Source organism: Caballeronia sp. AZ1_KS37 (assembly GCF_023631165.1).
GTDB lineage: Bacteria > Pseudomonadota > Gammaproteobacteria > Burkholderiales > Burkholderiaceae > Caballeronia > Caballeronia zhejiangensis.
Map to the genome: position 1 here is coordinate 83,172 of NZ_JALQDP010000011.1, position 16,089 is coordinate 99,260.

A 16,089-nucleotide genomic window follows, 5' to 3' on the forward strand; every position below is an offset into this window, starting at 1 on the left:
TCGCCGCGCGCGCGGTTGCGGCGCACGCTGCGCGTCTCTGGTGGCGCTTACAGCAACTCGTACGTCGTGGCGTTGTCGCTCGCGGCGAACGGAGCCTTGCTCGCGCCCGATGCTTCGCGCGATTGCCGGCCCTTTCTCGTCAGACCGATGTACGGCATGCCGTGCTCGAGAAACGGCCCTTCGGTCTTGCGAAAGCCGAACGCCTCGTAGAAACCGCGCAGGCTCACCGGCGCGGTCAGCCGCACGCGGCGGCCGGGCCAACGCTCGGCGGTCACCGCGAGCACGCGTTCGATCAGGGCGTGCGCGGTGCCGTCGCCGCGACGCAGCGGGCTCGTCAAGATCTTGTCCACCACGACTTCCGGATCATCCGCGTCGCCCTCGTTGATGCGTGCATAGGCGAGCACGGGCATCGAACGGCTCATGTCCTCGGCGGCGAATACGTGCGTGCCGGTTTCATCGCGACCATCCGGGTCGAGATGGACATGCGACTGTTCGACGACGAACACCGCACTGCGCGCGCGCAAAATCAGATAAAGCTCCCGCGCAGTGAGTTGTTCGAAATCCAGCGTTTTCCAGTTCATCGATTATCTCCATGCTTTACCGGCAATTACCGGCGTTGCGACGATTGAACGTTACGTGCCGACCCGCCTGAATTCAGTGCGCCATCGCACCGACCCATGACGCGCGCGCCTTTCAAATAAGCTCGACCACACGCACAAAGGCGTCCCGGGGAAAAAAGACGCCTTTCCGACGATCAATGCGACCGCGCTACAGCCCGGGTTGCGGGCTGCCGCGCGCGCGTCGCATGGCGTCGATAGCACTCGCGTAATACGGCACCTTCATGGGAAAATCACAATGCATACCGCCATCGAACGCGATAGAGACGCACGATTAAAAGCACATTCGCTCCATTGCGCACGCGGTATCGAACGCCGGCCTTTCCGGCCCGAGGTCACGGCATGAGCGCGTTCCATACGAGCGGTGTGACGGATTCAGGAGCAAGTCGTTCCCGCGTCGTGTCACTCGATCCCTTGCGCATGCGTGCGCGGCGGCATCACGCGCACGCGCTGCATCGCGGCGAGCGCATCTGGCGTGAAGCGGTCGCGCCCGTCGATCTGTGGATCGAAATTCTGCACGGCAACGGGCTCGAACCGCGCGCTGCGCTCGCGTTCGCCGTCGCTCAGGACTTCGAAGCCGATCAGTTCACGCTCGGCAAGCTGCCGTTCGAAGACATCGAAAAACTCTACGGCCTGCAAGTGCAGGAGCTTTCCGTGTTCGATTCGCTCGAAGAGCGCGCGCTCGTGCAGACGCGCCGCGCGAATATCGTGCTCGTCGAAGTCGATGCCTTCTATCTGCCGGACACGCGCACGGCTTCGTATCGCCGCGAGCATGCGAAGACGACCATCGGCATCGATGTGATCGATCGCGATGCGCGGCGTCTCGGCTACTTTCATCACACCGGTTATCACCTTCTCGACGGCGAAGACTACGACGGCGTGCTGCGCTCGAATGCGACGCCCGAGCCGGCGCTTTTTCCGCACGTCGAGTTTGTCAAGCGCGTGCGCGAGCCGCTGTCGGGCACGCCGCTCGCGGAAGTATCGGCGGATCTGCTGTGCGCGCATCTGTTGCGGCGTCCGATGCACAATCCGATCACGCGTTGGCGCGCGGCGTTTCCCGAGCATCTCGATACGATGATTGCGCGCGGCGAATCGTATGCGCGTCATTACGCCTTCAACGTGATGAGGCAACTCGGCGCGAACTTCGAATTGCTCGCGCATTATCTGCAGTGGATGCGCGAACAAGGCTTCGACATTCCCGTGCAGACGTATGCGGGCGCGCGCAAGATCGCGAGCGAAACCATGGTGATGCAGTGCCGCCTCGCGCGCGCCCTTTCGCGCGGACGACGAGAGCTGTGCGAGACATCGTTCGACGTGATCGAGGATGCGTACGAACGCGTGATTCCTCCGCTTGCGGACATCGTGTGCTGAACGTTGATGTCAAACCGCGATTCGCACGCGCTTTCATCTCGGCAGCGACTGTTTAAAAAGACACATTTCAACCCTTGTTTCAAGGGTTTTTTCACTCGCTTACGTTCGCGTCTTATACGGGTTTTTATGACCTCGTGATGTCGCCGCGAGAATTTCTGCGCGCCGGTTTCTCCGCGTTAATGAGTTCCGCATGAGATTGTCCTCGATGAAACATTTCAGGGCATCGCGTGCACGACTGAAATGCGCTGCGCCCGACCATGAATCCGATGAATGACGCGCAAACGTTTCACGGCGGCTAGTCGCGTGCCGAACTCGCGAGAGGGCCGCTACAAGGCCTATGTGGGCTACTCCTCGCCGAAAGCCGCGCTACAGAGGCGCCTATGCGCGAGGAATCGCACACGCAGATTTCACTTCGTGCAACGGGCGCAACGTTTCCGCTTCACGCAACGCCGCGCGGAAGACTTTTCCCGATGCCGGCAAAGCCTTATCCGGCAAGGCTTCGTGGGGAATCAAGCAGCACTCGGATAAACACGCGTTCGCCAGCCCACGGAGCCGATGGAACACGGATGAATCATTTTCGATTGTCCCTACGAAAGAAGGTGGTATGTCGAAGGGATGTCGACCCGTGAGGCCTGTCGCACCGTGGTCAAAAAATCCTCAACCGCCATTCGAGGGGTATGCGCTGATGAAACTCATCGGGGCACGCACGTATTCCTAAGACCACCGATGTTCAAGACTGAAACAAAAACGCAGCGCTGCGCTGCATCACAAAAAGTGCACGAGTTATGAGGCCCCGCCAGCATTGCGATTGCCCGCATTGGCACAGTCCTCGCTAATAGAAGCACGCAACCCAGACCAGTGCGATCAACCAAAAGCAATTCAAGTACGAAACGGGCGGCTACGGGGCTGATGTCATCCTTCCTCGAGGAACCGGCGCAAGCGGCAATCTTCGAAAACGGTCACATCAGTAAATAAAAATTGAAGCGCAACGCGCGAAAGTTACGAGAGAGAACAATCATGCTGACCCTCCAGTCCGACCTGCACGGCAATCATCTGCTTGGCGCGCTTCCTGCGCACGAATGGCAGGCGCTCACGCCGCATCTCGAACTCGTGCAATTGCGCACCGAGCAACTGCTGTGCGACTCCGGCCAACGGATTCACCACGTCTACTTCCCGACGACGGCGATCATCTCGCTGCTGCATACGATGGAAGACGGCGGTTCGGTCGAGATTGCCGCGGTGGGACGCGAAGGCATGACTGGCGTGCCGGTTCTGACCGGCGGCGAAACGATGCCGACGCGCGTGCAGGTGCAATGCCCGGGCTTCGCGTATCGCATGAGCGCGCAAGCGTTGCGCGAGCAGTTCGGCCGCTCGGACTTCCTGCGCCGCCTGATGCTGCTCTATATGCAGGCGCTGCTCACGCAGGTCGCGCAGACGGCGGCATGCAACCGGCATCACTCGCTGAACAAGCAACTTTGCCGCTGGCTGCTGATCGAAATCGATCGCACGGCGTCGAACGAATTGCAGGTCACGCAGCAACTGATCGCGGACATGCTGGGCGTGCGCCGCGAAGGCGTGACCGAAGCGGCGGGCAAGCTTCACGACGCGGGTCTCATTCATCACAGCCGCGGCTGCATCAAGGTCGTGGATCGCGAGGGTCTGGAAGCACGCGCATGCGAGTGCTACGGGCTCGTCAAGCGGGAGTTCGACCGACTACTTCCGCGTCTTCGTGCAACCGAGGCGATATCGGCCTCAAGTGTCTAACGGCTAGGATTAATGCAAGAAAAAAACCTCGATCTGTTCTCATGGCTGGCGCGTGTTCTGGATGTCTGTCTCATCATCGCGGGCGGATTGATCGCGCATGACGTACGCTTTTCGTCGCTGGATTTCGTCAGCGATATCGAAAGGCTTCTGATCGCGTTCAACTCCGCACTCGCCCTCCTGCTCTTCCCTGCTTTCGGCGTGTATGAAACCTGGCGCGGCAAGCCGTTCGCCATGATGCTGGCGCGCGTCACTTTGGCGTGGATGGCGGTCGTCGCGGGCGCCCTGCTGCTCGCCTTCACGCTACATCGCATGGATACGGTGTCGCGACTCTGGTTCGCGTATTCGACGCTCATTTCCGGCGCGCTCATCATCGCTTCGAAGCTGGTCGTGTACTCGGCCTTGCGCCTGATGCGCGGCCGCGGCCTGAATCAGCGCACCGTGGCGATCGTCGGCGCGCAGGGTTTCTCGCGGACCTTGCTCGCGCACCTGTGCAGCACGCCCGAACAGGGCTTTACTCCGGTGTGCATTCTCGATACGACCGGCGACGAGGAACTGCACGCGAGCGGCATCAGCGGCATGCCCACGCCGACGACCGCGATCGGCATGGGCGGCAATCGTTTGCCGGTGCTGAACGATTTCGACGAACTCGTCGAGAAGGTGCGCGCCGAGGAAATCAACGAAGTGTGGCTCGCGCTGCCGCTGTCGCAGGAGCACACGATCTACCGCTTCGTGCATGCGCTGCGGCACGATTTCGTGAATCTGCGGCTGATTCCGGACACGCGCAGCATTTCGCTCTTCAATCATTCGATGACGGATGTCGCCGGGCTCGCGACCATCAACCTGACGACGTCTCCGATCAGCACGCTGCAGATGTGGCCGAAGATGCTCTTCGACCGACTGTTCGCGGCGGCCGCGCTGCTCGCGCTTTCGCCGCTGATGATCGCGATCGCGATCGCCGTGAAGACGACCTCGAAGGGTCCGGTGTTCTTCACGCAGCATCGCAAGGGCGCGGACGGACGGCCGTTTCGCATCTACAAGTTCCGTTCGATGGGCGTGCATCGCGAGCACGGTCAAGTGACGCAGGCGACGCGCAACGATCCGCGCGTGACGAAGGTCGGCGCGTTCCTGCGGCGCACGAGCCTCGACGAGCTGCCGCAGTTCCTGAACGTGCTGTTCGGGCATATGTCGGTGGTCGGTCCGCGCCCGCACGCGATCGAGCACGACGATCTGTACAAGGATCTCGTCTACGGCTACATGTTCCGCTACCGCATCAAGCCCGGCATTACCGGCTGGGCGCAGGTGAACGGCTATCGCGGCGCGACGGAAAAGGTCGAGAAGATGCAAAGCCGCGTGAAGTTCGACCTCTTCTACATTCACAACTGGTCGTTCTGGTTCGACATCAAGATCGTCGCGATGACGATGTTCAAGGGATTCATCGGACGCAACGCGTATTGATCGCCGTAAAAACGCGAAAGGCCCGGCGATTTTCGGATCGCCGGGCCTTTCGCTTGGTGCGCGCGTGACTTACTTGTAGTCGATGCGCTCGACGCCGTTCTCCGTGCCGAGCAGACAGATATTCGCGCCGCGCGCCGCGAACAGACCGACCGTCACGACGCCCGGCCAGGCGTTGATCTGCGCTTCGAGCGCACGCGGATCGGTGATCGACAGACCCTTCACGTCGAGGATTTCGTTGCCGTTGTCCGTGATGAACGGCGAGCCGTCCTTCGTCACGCGCACGATCGGCACGCCGCCGAGCGCCGCGAGCTTGCGGCCGATCGCCGTGCGCGCCATCGGCACGACTTCGACGGGCAGCGGGAACGTGCCCATCACCGGGACGCGCTTGCTCGCGTCGGCGATGCACACGAACACGTCCGCCACCGACGCGACGATTTTCTCGCGCGTGAGCGCGCCGCCGCCGCCCTTGATCATCGCGCCGCTCGCGTCGATTTCATCGGCGCCGTCGACGTAAATGGAGAGCGTCTCGATGTCGTTCAGATCGAACACCTTGAAACCGTACGATTCGAGCCGCGCCGTGGTCGCGAGCGAACTCGACACCGCGCCGCGATAACGCGCCTTGGACTTCGCGATGGCGTCGATGAAGCAGTTCGCCGTCGATCCGGTGCCGACGCCGATGATCGCGCCTTCCGGCACGTTCGCGTTCACGTAGTCGGCGGCGGCCTGACCGACCAGTTGCTTGAGTTCGTCTTGAGTCATGGGAGCGGTGCTGCTGTATCGGTGAAAACTGAGATTTTATCGGAGCGCGGGCGACGGCCTCGCGGATCATGCCAACGCGTGCAGGAAGCCGAGCGGATCGTGCGTGCGCGCCACCGACGCGATGAACGCGAACACGACGATCGCCAGCACGCCATAAACGGCGCGCGCGCCCTTCGTGCGGCCGCGCTTGAGCGCGAACGTGCCGAGCACGATATAGACGACGAGCCCCGCGATTTTCGCGCCGAGCCACGCAGCGTTCGCCGAAAAGCCGATGATCGCGACCAGCGCGATGGCGCTCGCGAGCAAAAGCGTATCGACGATATGCGGCAGGATTTTCGTCGCGCGCGCGGCGAGGAGGCGCGAATTCGTCAGCATCCAGATCCAGCGCAGCACGAATCCGGCGATGGAAAGGCCGGCGCATGTCATGTGGATCGCGCGCAGTGTCGGAAACCAGTCGTTCATTGTGGGAAGTATTTATCGAGCAGGGCCTGGGCGATCGCGTCGCTTTCTGCATCCGCGTTGCCCGCGTAATCCGACGGGCGAAAGTGCATCTGAAACGCGCTGAAGACGCGGCGGGTTTTGGCGTCGAGCACGCCGTCGGTCGCGACTTCGTAGCCGTAGCGCTTCAGCTTTTCCTGCAGCGCGCGCACGTCCGATGGCGCCTTCGGATCGCGGCCCGCGAGATGCGTGGCAACAGCCGCGTCGTCGGGCCATGCGCCCACGCCGGCGTCGTATAGCGCATGCCACGGGAAAAGCGGACCCGGATCGATCTTGCGTTGCGGCGCGATGTCGCTATGGCCGACGACGCGCGTCGGCGGGATGTGGTAGCGCGCGACGATATCGCGGGAGAGCTTGATGAGCGCATCGACTTGCGCGGGCGGATACGGCTGCCATTTTCCATCGCTCAACGGGCCGATCGGACCGAGATTCACGTTCTCGATGCCGATAGACGACGCGTTCAGCTCCGTCGCGCCCTGCCACGAGCTCACGCCGGCGTGCCAGGCGCGCTTGTCTTCCGGCACCAGTTGATAGACGACCGGCTCGCCTTTCTCGATGCGCGGGGCGTCGGGGACGACGTAGTGCACGCTGACTTCGTCGCCGGTCAGGACGGCGAGCGATCCCGCTTCGTCGATCTCCGTGTAGTGCATCACGAGGAAACGAATGCGGGAATCGGCGTTCTTCGCGTGGTACTGCGTGTCGGCGATGTAGGTGGTGCGGTCTTGCATCGCGGTGCAGGCGGTGAGCAGGCATGCGGAGATTGCTGCGGCAAGACGAATCGCGCGTGTGGTGCTCGTCACGATTGCATTTCTCGAAGCGAATGCACGTGCATCCAGTGGGTGAGAAGCGCGTCGCGGCTCGGCTGGCTTTTGGGATCTTTCGGAAGCCGAAGCCTTTTGCCGGCTAGCGCGGCGTACTCGCTGCCCTTCAGTTCCGGCGAAATCGACACTTCATAGGTCGCAGGGTCAATCGTAATCAGCATGCGGTCGTAAAGCGTGTGCAAGTCCGCACGAAGTAAAAGGCCGTTTCGAACGTCGTTGGTTTCAGTGCCCATGTAGCCGCAGATATGCGCGGCTTCGAGAACCGCTTCGACCGCGCAGTCCGTGAGCGCGCAACGGCGCTCGTAGGCTTTGAGCAGTCCATTGCGAAACGCGGGTTGGCCTTGCCTTACGACGATGGAAACGAGTGTCTTCTTGCGGGCGTCTTCGATGCACGATGGATCGAATGCGCCGCTCGATTCTGCCCGCGCCCGGGCTTCGCATTCCGCTTGCGCGAACGTACTGCTTACTCGCTGCGAAGCGCCCGGATTCGCTCCCGGGCTCGAAACCTGGAATCCCAAGCTTTCGAGCCTGCGCGCGACCGTGAGCGCGCCGCCACTGAAATCTTTCGCACGCAACGGTCCGACGGCGGGAAACTGGTAGCCGCAAGCCGCGCCAGCGACGGCCTTCGAATCGTAGCGTCGCCCATTCAAGACGACAAAATAGTCTCGCGCTTCCCTGAAACCGTATTTATCCAAAAACGCGGATCGGCCGATCCGATCGAATTCTTCCAGCGCGGCATGAACCGCCGAAGGATCACTAAGTCGCTTCAAAGCCATGAATGACGTTGGACCCTGACCCTTACTTCTTCACCGCCCGCTGCCTCACCGCCTCAAACAAACAAACCCCCGACGCCACCGACACATTCAAACTCTCGACCGTCCCCGCCATCGGGATATTCATGATTTCGTCGCACGTCTCGCGGGTCAGGCGACGCATGCCCTCGCCCTCCGCACCGACGACGATCGCCACCGGGCCATCCAGCTTGGTCTCGTAAAGCGATGCCGTCGCCTCGCCCGCCGTGCCGATCACCCAGACGCCCGCCTCCTTGAGTTCGCGCAGCGCGCGCGCCAGATTCGTCACGGTGATATACGGCACGCTCTCCGCCGCGCCGCTCGCCACCTTCGCCGCCGTCGCGTTCAGGCCCGCCGAGCGATCGCGCGGCGCGATCACCGCATGCGCGCCGGCCGCATCCGCGACGCGCAGACACGCGCCGAGATTATGCGGATCGGTGACGCCGTCGAGCACCAGCAGCAAAGGCGTGCCCGAAATGCCATCGAGCAGTTCGGCCAGATTCTGCGCGAGCGGCAGATCGTGCGCGCGCGCCACCACGCCCTGATGCTGGACGTTGCCCGACAGCCCCCAGAGACGCGCTTCATCGGCCGCGATCAGCCGCACGCCCGCTTCCTTCGCGGTCCGCAGAAAGTCCTGCATGCGCCGATCCTTGCGCGTGGGGTCGTACAGCACCTCCTCGATCGACGATGCATCCGCGCGCAAACGTGCGGTCACTGCGTGAAATCCGTATAGAACCTTGAGACGTGACATGACTGATTCGAACCTTCGGTGAAAACTTGAAAAGCACGACGCGGTCCGAAGCACGAAGCATCGGACCGCGCGTATTCGATGGCGGCTGTATTGACGCGCCGCCCTAACGTTTCTTGCGCGCCGGCCGTCCCTGCGATGCCGACTTCGACGCCGCTCCGCGCTTCTTCGCCGCGCCGCCGCGCGGACTCGCCGCAAGCGACGCGCCCTTCTTCGTGCCGCCGCGCGCGCGCGTGCTCGGGGCGTCGTCGTCGCCGAACGGACGGATACGCGGTCCCGCGCCGATGCCGGCAGCCGCTGCATCGCTCGCACCGGTCGACGGACGCGGCGACGGCGGCTTCACCGGCGTATCGCGAACCAGCCGGAAATCGATCTTGCGCGCATCGAGATCGACGCGGCTCACCTGCACGCGCACGCGATCGGACATCCGGTAGCGAATGCCCGTGCGCTCGCCGCGCAGTTCGTTCTTGATCTCGTCGTACTGGAAATAGTCCGAGCCGAGCTCGGTCACATGCACGAGTCCTTCGATGAAGAGCGAATCCAGTTGCACGAAAATGCCGAACGACGTCACGCCGTTCACCATGCCGCCGTATTCCTCGCCGAGCTTGTCGCGCATGAAGTAGCACTTGAGCCACGCTTCGACGTCGCGCGAGGCTTCGTCGGCGCGACGCTCGTTCGACGAGCAATGCAGCCCGAGCTCTTCCCAGATCGCGACGCTGTTGCGAGCGCGGCCACGCGCGGAGTCGTCGGCCTTCTGCAGTTCGCGCGCGGCTTTCGTGAGGCCCGTGCTCAGGAAAACATCGTGACCGACGTCCGGCAGATACTTCTTGCCCTGCAAGATCGCGTAGATCGCGCGATGCGTGAGCAAGTCGGGATAGCGCCGGATCGGACTCGTGAAGTGCGCGTACGCCTCATAAGCCAGGCCGAAATGGCCGATGTTGTCCGGGCTATAGACAGCCTGCTGCATCGAACGTAGCACCATCGATTGCAGCATCTGCGCGTCGGGCCGGTCGCGAATCTGCGCGATGAGGGCGGCGTAATCGCTCGCGTGCGGCTTGTCGCCGCCGGTGAGCGTCAAGCCGACGCCGCGCAGGAACGCGCGCAGGTTTTCGAGCTTCTCTTCCGTCGGCCCCGCGTGCACGCGATACAAACCGGGATGCTTGTTGCGCTTCAGAAAGTCGGCCGCGCAGACGTTCGCGGCCAGCATGCATTCCTCGATCAGCCGATGCGCGTCGTTGCGATGACGCGGCACGATCTGCTCGATCTTGCCCTGCGAGTTCACGACGATATACGTCTCGGTCGTATCGAAGTCGATGGCGCCGCGCTTCTGGCGCGCGGCATGCAGCGACTTGTAGACGCCGTAGAGGTTCTGCAGCTGCGGCAGGATATCGGCGCGCTTCGCCGCTTCCGGACCCTTCGTGTTGGTGAGCACGGCCGCGACTTCGGTGTATGTCAGGCGCGCCGCCGAGTGCATCACGCCGGGATAAAACTGATACGCCTTGATCTCGCCGCGCGCGGTAATGACCATGTCGCACACGAGCACGCAGCGATCGACATCGGGGTTTAGCGAGCACAGGCCGTTCGACAGCTTCTCCGGCAGCATCGGAATCACGCGGCGCGGGAAATACACCGACGTGCTGCGATCGAGCGCATCGATATCGAGCGCTTCGTTCGGACGCACGTAATGCGATACGTCCGCGATCGCGACCAGCAGACGAAAACCCTGACCACGTCCCACGGCGACCGGCTCGCAATACACGGCGTCGTCGAAATCGCGCGCATCTTCGCCGTCGATGGTGACGAGCGGCACGTCGCGCAGATCGACGCGATGACGGATATCCGCCGCGCGCACTTCGTCGGGCAGCTTGGCGGCGGCGGCGAGCGCGGCGTCGCTGAATTCGTGCGGCACGCCGTACTTGCGCACCGCGATTTCGATTTCCATGCCGGGATCGTCGATATCGCCGATCACTTCGACCACGCGTCCGAGCGGCTGCGAATGGCGGCTCGGGAAATCCGTCAGATCGACGGACACGACCTGCCCGACCTTCGCCTTCTTCGGATTTTGCGTGATGAGGATGTCATGCCCGATGCGCTTGTCTTCGGGCACGAGAATCAGCGCGCCGTTCTCGTTGACGAGGCGCCCGATGACGCGCTTGTTGGCGCGATCCGTGACCTCGACGATGTGCCCTTCCGGCCGTCCGCGCCGGTCATAGCCGACGATGCGCGCGAGCACGCGATCGTTGTGCATGACCTTCTGCATTTCGCCATTGGGGAGGAAGAGATCGTCCTGGCCGTCATCGCGGATCAGAAAGCCGAAGCCGTCGCGATGCCCCTGCACGCGCCCCGCAACAAAATTCGACGGATGCGTGAGTTGATAGTGGCCGCGCTTGTCGAGGCGGATTTGCCCGTCGCGTTCCATGGCCGCCAGTCGCTTGAAAAATCCTTCGCGCTCCTGGCGCTTGATCGACAACGCTTCGGCGATGTCGTTCGCGGCATGCGGTGTCTCGCTCGTGCGCAGCACGCCGAGAATTTCTTCGCGGCTCGGAATCGGATACGGATATTTGCTCAAGGGCGTAGTCGTGTTTTTTCTCGTTGGACGGGACTTTTGCGGTGCTTTGCAACCAATAATGCGGTCATCGTTGCGGGTCATTCTAACACCCGTCTTTTAAGCGCCACGGGCGCGAGACGCCGACGCGGCGCGCTTCGCGGCTCGTGACGCGGCGCGCTTCGCGGCTCGTTACAGGCATCGCATGGAAACGCTTGACAGATGCGTCAGGCTCGCTATAATTGCGTTCTCTGCTGCTTAACACTCATTCGAACGATCAGTAAAGCGCAGCAGATTTGAAGTAACACGCACCCTTGCCCAGGTGGCGGAATTGGTAGACGCACTAGGTTCAGGTCCTAGCGGTGGCAACACCGTGGAGGTTCGAGTCCTCTCTTGGGCACCAAGGTCCCTCTTTCGCGAGACGCTCGTTCGAGCGCATCGCACGCAAAAACCCCGCGCATCGTCGCGGGGTTTTTGTTTTCCGCCTTCGTTTTCCGTTCGCAATTCCGTTTCCGATTCGGTCCGCGGATGTCGAATTGAAATCGAAACGAATCTGCGTTCGCCGATTCACCTTCGTGCGGACGCGGCGGCGCGCCAGTCCCCGCGGCGCTGGTTTTCTTCAGCCGCAAGTGCAGCAGCATCGATGCCCCGCTCCGCGCGCAAGCCGACGCGACGGACAACTGCGTTTCTCCGCCACCCGGCTCGCGTCCGACGCGCCTCGCTTATCGCGCTTCGTCGCCCCGAAAGGCAAGCATCCGCAGCAGCGAATTCGTGTTCTGCGGGCGCAATGCGACGAGGCCGTGCAGTTCCCTGCGATAGCGATAAGCCGTCGTCACCGACAAGTTGACCTCGCGCGAAACCTCGACGACCGGCGCGCCATCGTGCAGCAATGCCAGCGCCTGGAATTTCCTCTTGAAGTCGACGCGTCCTCGGACGCCGCCGCCCGGCGACGCCTCGACGACCCGAAACTCCTTGCGCAATTTCCTGGGCGCCGAGCAGTCCAGCGATATGGACCGATAGCTATAGCCGTCCGTGCCGTTGCTGAAGAGATAGAGCTTGCTGTCGAAAACGTAGCTCCGATCGATCGGAGCGGTCTCTCTGTACAGCGAGTTTATTTTTAGCTCGACTCGGTAAACACATTTATTTAGGAACACTTACTCTCCTGTTGCCGATTGTTAACGGCAGGTGATTGCTGCCTACAGGAGACGACTGTAGTTTGCGATCGTCGTGCGCGGGTCTGGAAACCCGATCACGGCATTCCTACGCGTCCTGGCTTCGCCTGAGCGGAGTCAGGACCGATACTCGCTCGCACCCCTCGACCAGGGCAATCGCGGTGCGAGTTCTCGATATTTTTAGCTCGTTTCACGGCCATCCCCACCAGATGTTTCCGAATTGGCGCTGCCGACGTTCCCACGAGCTAGACATCTCCGTTTCCCTCGAACGGCAGCGGGGGAATCAGTTGCAATCGGCTACCGCAATCGATGACGCCGACGGCAAAATGCCAGACAACGAGCAATAGATTCATCATCGCTTCGGACAGGCCGAGTTCGCGCCTGATAGCCTGAATCGGCACGTCCCGCTGCAGAAAAACGAAGGCCAGATACGTGGCAAGCAGTGTCGGCTCACCTCGACTATTCCGATACACGCCATCTCCCTTTCGCATGGTCGACTTCCGCACGTTATTGAGCAGTTCCAGATCCAGCGGCACACGCAGATAACTGACCTCGCCACTGCAACGGGCCAGCAAATACAGCACATCCCCCGTAAGCAGCATCCAGTCAGAAACACCGATGTCATCAGGAACGGCGCCCATGCTTAGCCTGACTAAGTGATCTCTCGTCTCCATTTCCAAATATGCTCCTATGGCCACCGTACGCGTGGCAGGTGGTCACACTAGAAGCCCTCCGATGTGACCTGCTGTGGCGCATCCCGCGAAGAACGACCCACAGCCCCTTTGACGCCCCGCGTACTGCGGGGTGTCAAGAATCCAATCGCTTTAATTTTGTTTAGTAAATCGAACTAATCATTCGATTTTGTCGGTGCTAATGCGAAACAAAAGCATAACGCCCGAATCTCGAATCCTTGAAGTGGACACATCCTAAAGAATGAGACTTCCGAATTAGAGTTCTAATCGGTCGTTATGCTCTTGTTTATTCTGTGGCATGGTGTGTGCTCCGAGTGTTGAAATACCGGAGATTCGTGATGCCTGCCCTGTATGTCATCGCTTTCCTCCTGCTCGCCGGCACGCTCGCCTTCCTGCAGGCGCCGGCGCTCGCATGGCTCACCGGGTTCGCGGTCTGGGTCGCCGCCGGCGCGCTGACCGGTTTGACGGTCCCGCTCGGCGCGACGCTGCTCGCGATCGTCTTCGTGCTTCCGGCGCTCGCGCTCACGCTGACACCGATGCGTCGCGCGCTCGTCAGCCGCCGTGTAATCGCCGTGTTTCGCAAGATCCTGCCGGAGATGTCGTCGACGGAGCGTGACGCCATCGAAGCCGGCACGGTCTGGTGGGACGCCGAGCTTTTCTCGGGCCGCCCGCGATGGGACCGCCTGCTCGCACACGGCATGCCGAAGCTCACGCAGGAAGAGCAAAGCTTCATCGACAACGAATGCGCGCGTCTGTGCGACCTGTCGAACGACTGGGATACGACCGCCATCTGGCAAGACTTGTCGCCAGAAGCGTGGGCTTACCTCAAGGAACAGGGCTTTCTGGGCATGATCATTCCGAAGCGCTATGGCGGAAAGGCTTTCTCCGCGTACGCGCACTCGCAGGTCATCATGAAGCTCGCGACGCATTCGTCGGCGGCGGCCGTATCGGTGATGGTGCCGAATTCGCTCGGTCCCGCCGAGCTGCTTCTGCACTACGGCACCGAGGAACAAAAAGATCACTATCTGCCGCGGCTCGCGCGCGGCGATGAAATTCCGTGCTTCGCGCTGACCAGCCCATACGCCGGATCGGATGCCGCGGCGATCCCGGATATCGGCATCGTGTGTCGCGGCGTGCATGAGGGCCGCGAGACGCTCGGATTTCGCGTCACGTGGGAAAAGCGCTACATCACGCTCGGTCCTATCGCGACCGTGCTCGGCCTCGCCTTTCGCGCGCTCGATCCCGATCACCTGCTCGGCGACGACGACGCGCCCGGCATCACCTGCGCGCTCATTCCGACGAACCATCCCGGCGTGAACATCGGACGGCGGCACTGGCCGCTCAACGCCGTGTTCCAGAACGGCCCGAACTGGGGTAAGGACGTGTTCATCCCGATGGACTGGGTCATCGGCGGACGCGCGCAAGTGGGTAACGGCTGGCGCATGCTGATGGAATGCCTCGCCGCCGGCCGCGCGATCTCGCTGCCTTCGTCGAACGTCGGCATGGCGAAGCTCGCGGTGCGCGGCACCGGCGCGTATGCCGCCGCGCGCCGTCAGTTCCGCACGCCGATCGGCCGCTTCGAAGGCATACAGGAAGCGCTCGGGCGCATGGGCGGCAATCTCTACGTGATGGACGCGGCGCGGCGTCTTTCCGCGCAGGCCGTCGATCTCGGCGAGAAGCCGTCCGTCATCTCGGCGATCGCGAAGTATCACATCACCGAACGCGCGCGCAAGGTCATCAACGACGGCATGGATGTCGTCGCGGGCAAGGGCATCTGCATGGGACCGTCGAATTTTCTGGCGCGGGCGTATCAGCAGATGCCGATCTCGATCACCGTCGAAGGCGCGAATATCCTGACGCGCTGTCTCATCATCTTCGGACAGGGCGCGATCCGGTGTCACCCCTACGTGCTGAAGGAAATGGCAGCGACGCGCGACAACGATCTGCGCGCGTTCGACGCCGCGTTCTTCGGACATGCGGCGTTTCTGGCATCGAACGCGATGCGCGCCTTCGTGTACGCATGCGGCGGCGGCGTGTTCGTCGCGAAGCCCGCGCGCGCCGATGCGCGTCTCGTGCCGTACTATCGTGCGGCCACGCGTCTGTCGAGCGCGTTCGCGTTGTTCGCCGATGTGTCGATGCTCACGCTCGGCGGCGAGCTGAAACGCCGCGAACGTCTTTCGGCGCGTCTCGGCGACATCCTCTCGCAGTTGTATCTGCTCTCCGCGACGCTCAAGCGTTTCGAGGACGATGGCCGCCCTGAAAGCGATCTGCCGCTCGTGCGCTGGGGCGCCGAAGACGCGCTTTATCAGGCGCGCGCCGCGTTCGAGGGCTTGCTCGCGAACTATCCGAACCGCGCGGCGGCGGCGTTTCTGCGCATCGTCGCGTTCCCGTTCGGCTTGCCGCACGCCCCTAGCGTCGATGCGCTCGGCAACGACGTCGCGATACTGATGCAAGCACCCGGCGACGCGCGCGAGCGCCTCGTCGCAGGCTCGCACGTTTCGGCGCTCGAAGACGATCCGATCGCGCGCGGCGAAAAGCTGCTCGCGCTCACGCCTGCCGTCGCGGCGCTAGAGGCGCGTCTGCGCGACGCCGTCAAGGCGGGCGCCGCCGCCCCGCTGCCGCAAAGCCCGCACGACATCGAAGCCTGGTCGCAGACGGCGGCGGCGCGCGGTCTCATCGACGAAAACGAACGCGCGCTGCTCGCCGAATGGGCCGCTCATGCGAAGGAAGCGGTGAAAGTCGATGATTTTTCCGCAGACTTCGGTATCCTCGAAGCATTGCAAAAGCGCAGCGCGGCGCTCGAGCGGCACTTGCCCGAAGCCATTGCCTGAAGCATTCAGGACCAAAGGCACCGCC

General features: G+C 62.4%; 13 protein-coding genes and 1 tRNA gene. 5 read left to right on the forward strand and 9 right to left on the reverse strand.

Annotation, left to right across the window (positions count from 1 at the left end; genetic code table 11):
• Positions 1-47: 47 nt before the first annotated feature.
• The gene (locus NCS00_RS08310; RefSeq protein WP_008349278.1) at positions 48-581 is read right to left on the reverse strand and encodes a GNAT family N-acetyltransferase; all 534 of its coding nucleotides are present in this window, start codon (positions 579-581) and stop codon (positions 48-50) included.
• A gap of 378 nt (positions 582-959) precedes the next feature.
• Between NCS00_RS08310 and NCS00_RS08315 the strand changes: the two genes are divergently transcribed.
• The 3 genes from NCS00_RS08315 (at position 960) to NCS00_RS08325 (ending at position 5,207) form a co-directional block, all read left to right on the forward strand.
• Positions 960-1,988 carry a DUF1839 family protein gene (locus NCS00_RS08315; protein WP_051079023.1) on the forward strand — a complete coding sequence of 343 codons (1,029 nt, stop codon included), beginning with the start codon at positions 960-962 and terminating at the stop codon, positions 1,986-1,988.
• 1,017 nt (positions 1,989-3,005) lie between these two features.
• A complete protein-coding gene (locus NCS00_RS08320) occupies positions 3,006-3,752 on the forward strand; it encodes a Crp/Fnr family transcriptional regulator (protein WP_008349275.1) in 747 nt (248 codons plus the stop codon).
• Positions 3,753-3,785: 33 nt separating this feature from the next.
• Positions 3,786-5,207 carry an undecaprenyl-phosphate glucose phosphotransferase gene (locus NCS00_RS08325; RefSeq protein WP_250439919.1) on the forward strand — a complete coding sequence of 474 codons (1,422 nt, stop codon included), beginning with the start codon at positions 3,786-3,788 and terminating at the stop codon, positions 5,205-5,207.
• A gap of 69 nt (positions 5,208-5,276) precedes the next feature.
• On the opposite strand, the gene rpiA is transcribed toward NCS00_RS08325, so the two are convergent.
• The 6 genes from rpiA to rnr all read right to left on the reverse strand — a co-directional run bounded on the left by rpiA (position 5,277) and on the right by rnr (position 11,393).
• Complete coding sequence (gene rpiA, locus NCS00_RS08330) at positions 5,277-5,966, reverse strand: ribose-5-phosphate isomerase RpiA (protein WP_250439846.1); 690 nt, start codon at positions 5,964-5,966, stop codon at positions 5,277-5,279.
• Between the two features lie 66 nt (positions 5,967-6,032).
• Positions 6,033-6,428, reverse strand: a complete 396-nt coding sequence (locus tag NCS00_RS08335; RefSeq protein WP_008349269.1) for a SirB2 family protein — start codon at positions 6,426-6,428, stop codon at positions 6,033-6,035.
• Entirely contained in the window at positions 6,425-7,192 is a 768-nt protein-coding gene (locus NCS00_RS08340) for an N-acetylmuramoyl-L-alanine amidase (protein WP_250439920.1), read from the reverse strand. The genes NCS00_RS08335 and NCS00_RS08340 overlap by 4 nt, the downstream gene beginning before the upstream one ends.
• A gap of 68 nt (positions 7,193-7,260) precedes the next feature.
• Positions 7,261-8,061 carry an HNH endonuclease gene (locus NCS00_RS08345; RefSeq protein WP_241814145.1) on the reverse strand — a complete coding sequence of 267 codons (801 nt, stop codon included), beginning with the start codon at positions 8,059-8,061 and terminating at the stop codon, positions 7,261-7,263.
• A 22-nt stretch (positions 8,062-8,083) separates the two neighbouring features.
• Positions 8,084-8,827 (reverse strand): 23S rRNA (guanosine(2251)-2'-O)-methyltransferase RlmB, encoded by a 744-nt coding sequence (rlmB, locus tag NCS00_RS08350; RefSeq protein WP_008349264.1) that lies wholly within the window; start codon positions 8,825-8,827, stop codon positions 8,084-8,086.
• A gap of 103 nt (positions 8,828-8,930) precedes the next feature.
• Positions 8,931-11,393 carry a ribonuclease R gene (gene rnr, locus NCS00_RS08355; protein ID WP_008349262.1) on the reverse strand — a complete coding sequence of 821 codons (2,463 nt, stop codon included), beginning with the start codon at positions 11,391-11,393 and terminating at the stop codon, positions 8,931-8,933.
• 292 nt (positions 11,394-11,685) lie between these two features.
• Here rnr and NCS00_RS08360 point away from each other — a divergent pair.
• A tRNA-Leu gene (locus NCS00_RS08360) sits at positions 11,686-11,772 on the forward strand.
• A 319-nt stretch (positions 11,773-12,091) separates the two neighbouring features.
• On the opposite strand, the gene NCS00_RS08365 is transcribed toward NCS00_RS08360, so the two are convergent.
• Positions 12,092-12,349 (reverse strand): helix-turn-helix domain-containing protein, encoded by a 258-nt coding sequence (locus NCS00_RS08365; RefSeq protein WP_008349260.1) that lies wholly within the window; start codon positions 12,347-12,349, stop codon positions 12,092-12,094.
• A 437-nt stretch (positions 12,350-12,786) separates the two neighbouring features.
• Positions 12,787-13,215, reverse strand: coding sequence for a hypothetical protein (locus NCS00_RS08370; protein WP_250434848.1), 429 nt, complete (start codon positions 13,213-13,215; stop codon positions 12,787-12,789).
• Between the two features lie 356 nt (positions 13,216-13,571).
• On the opposite strand from NCS00_RS08370, the gene NCS00_RS08375 reads away from it, so the two are divergent.
• Entirely contained in the window at positions 13,572-16,064 is a 2,493-nt protein-coding gene (locus tag NCS00_RS08375; RefSeq protein WP_250439847.1) for an acyl-CoA dehydrogenase, read from the forward strand.
• The last annotated feature ends 25 nt before the right edge of the window (positions 16,065-16,089 follow it).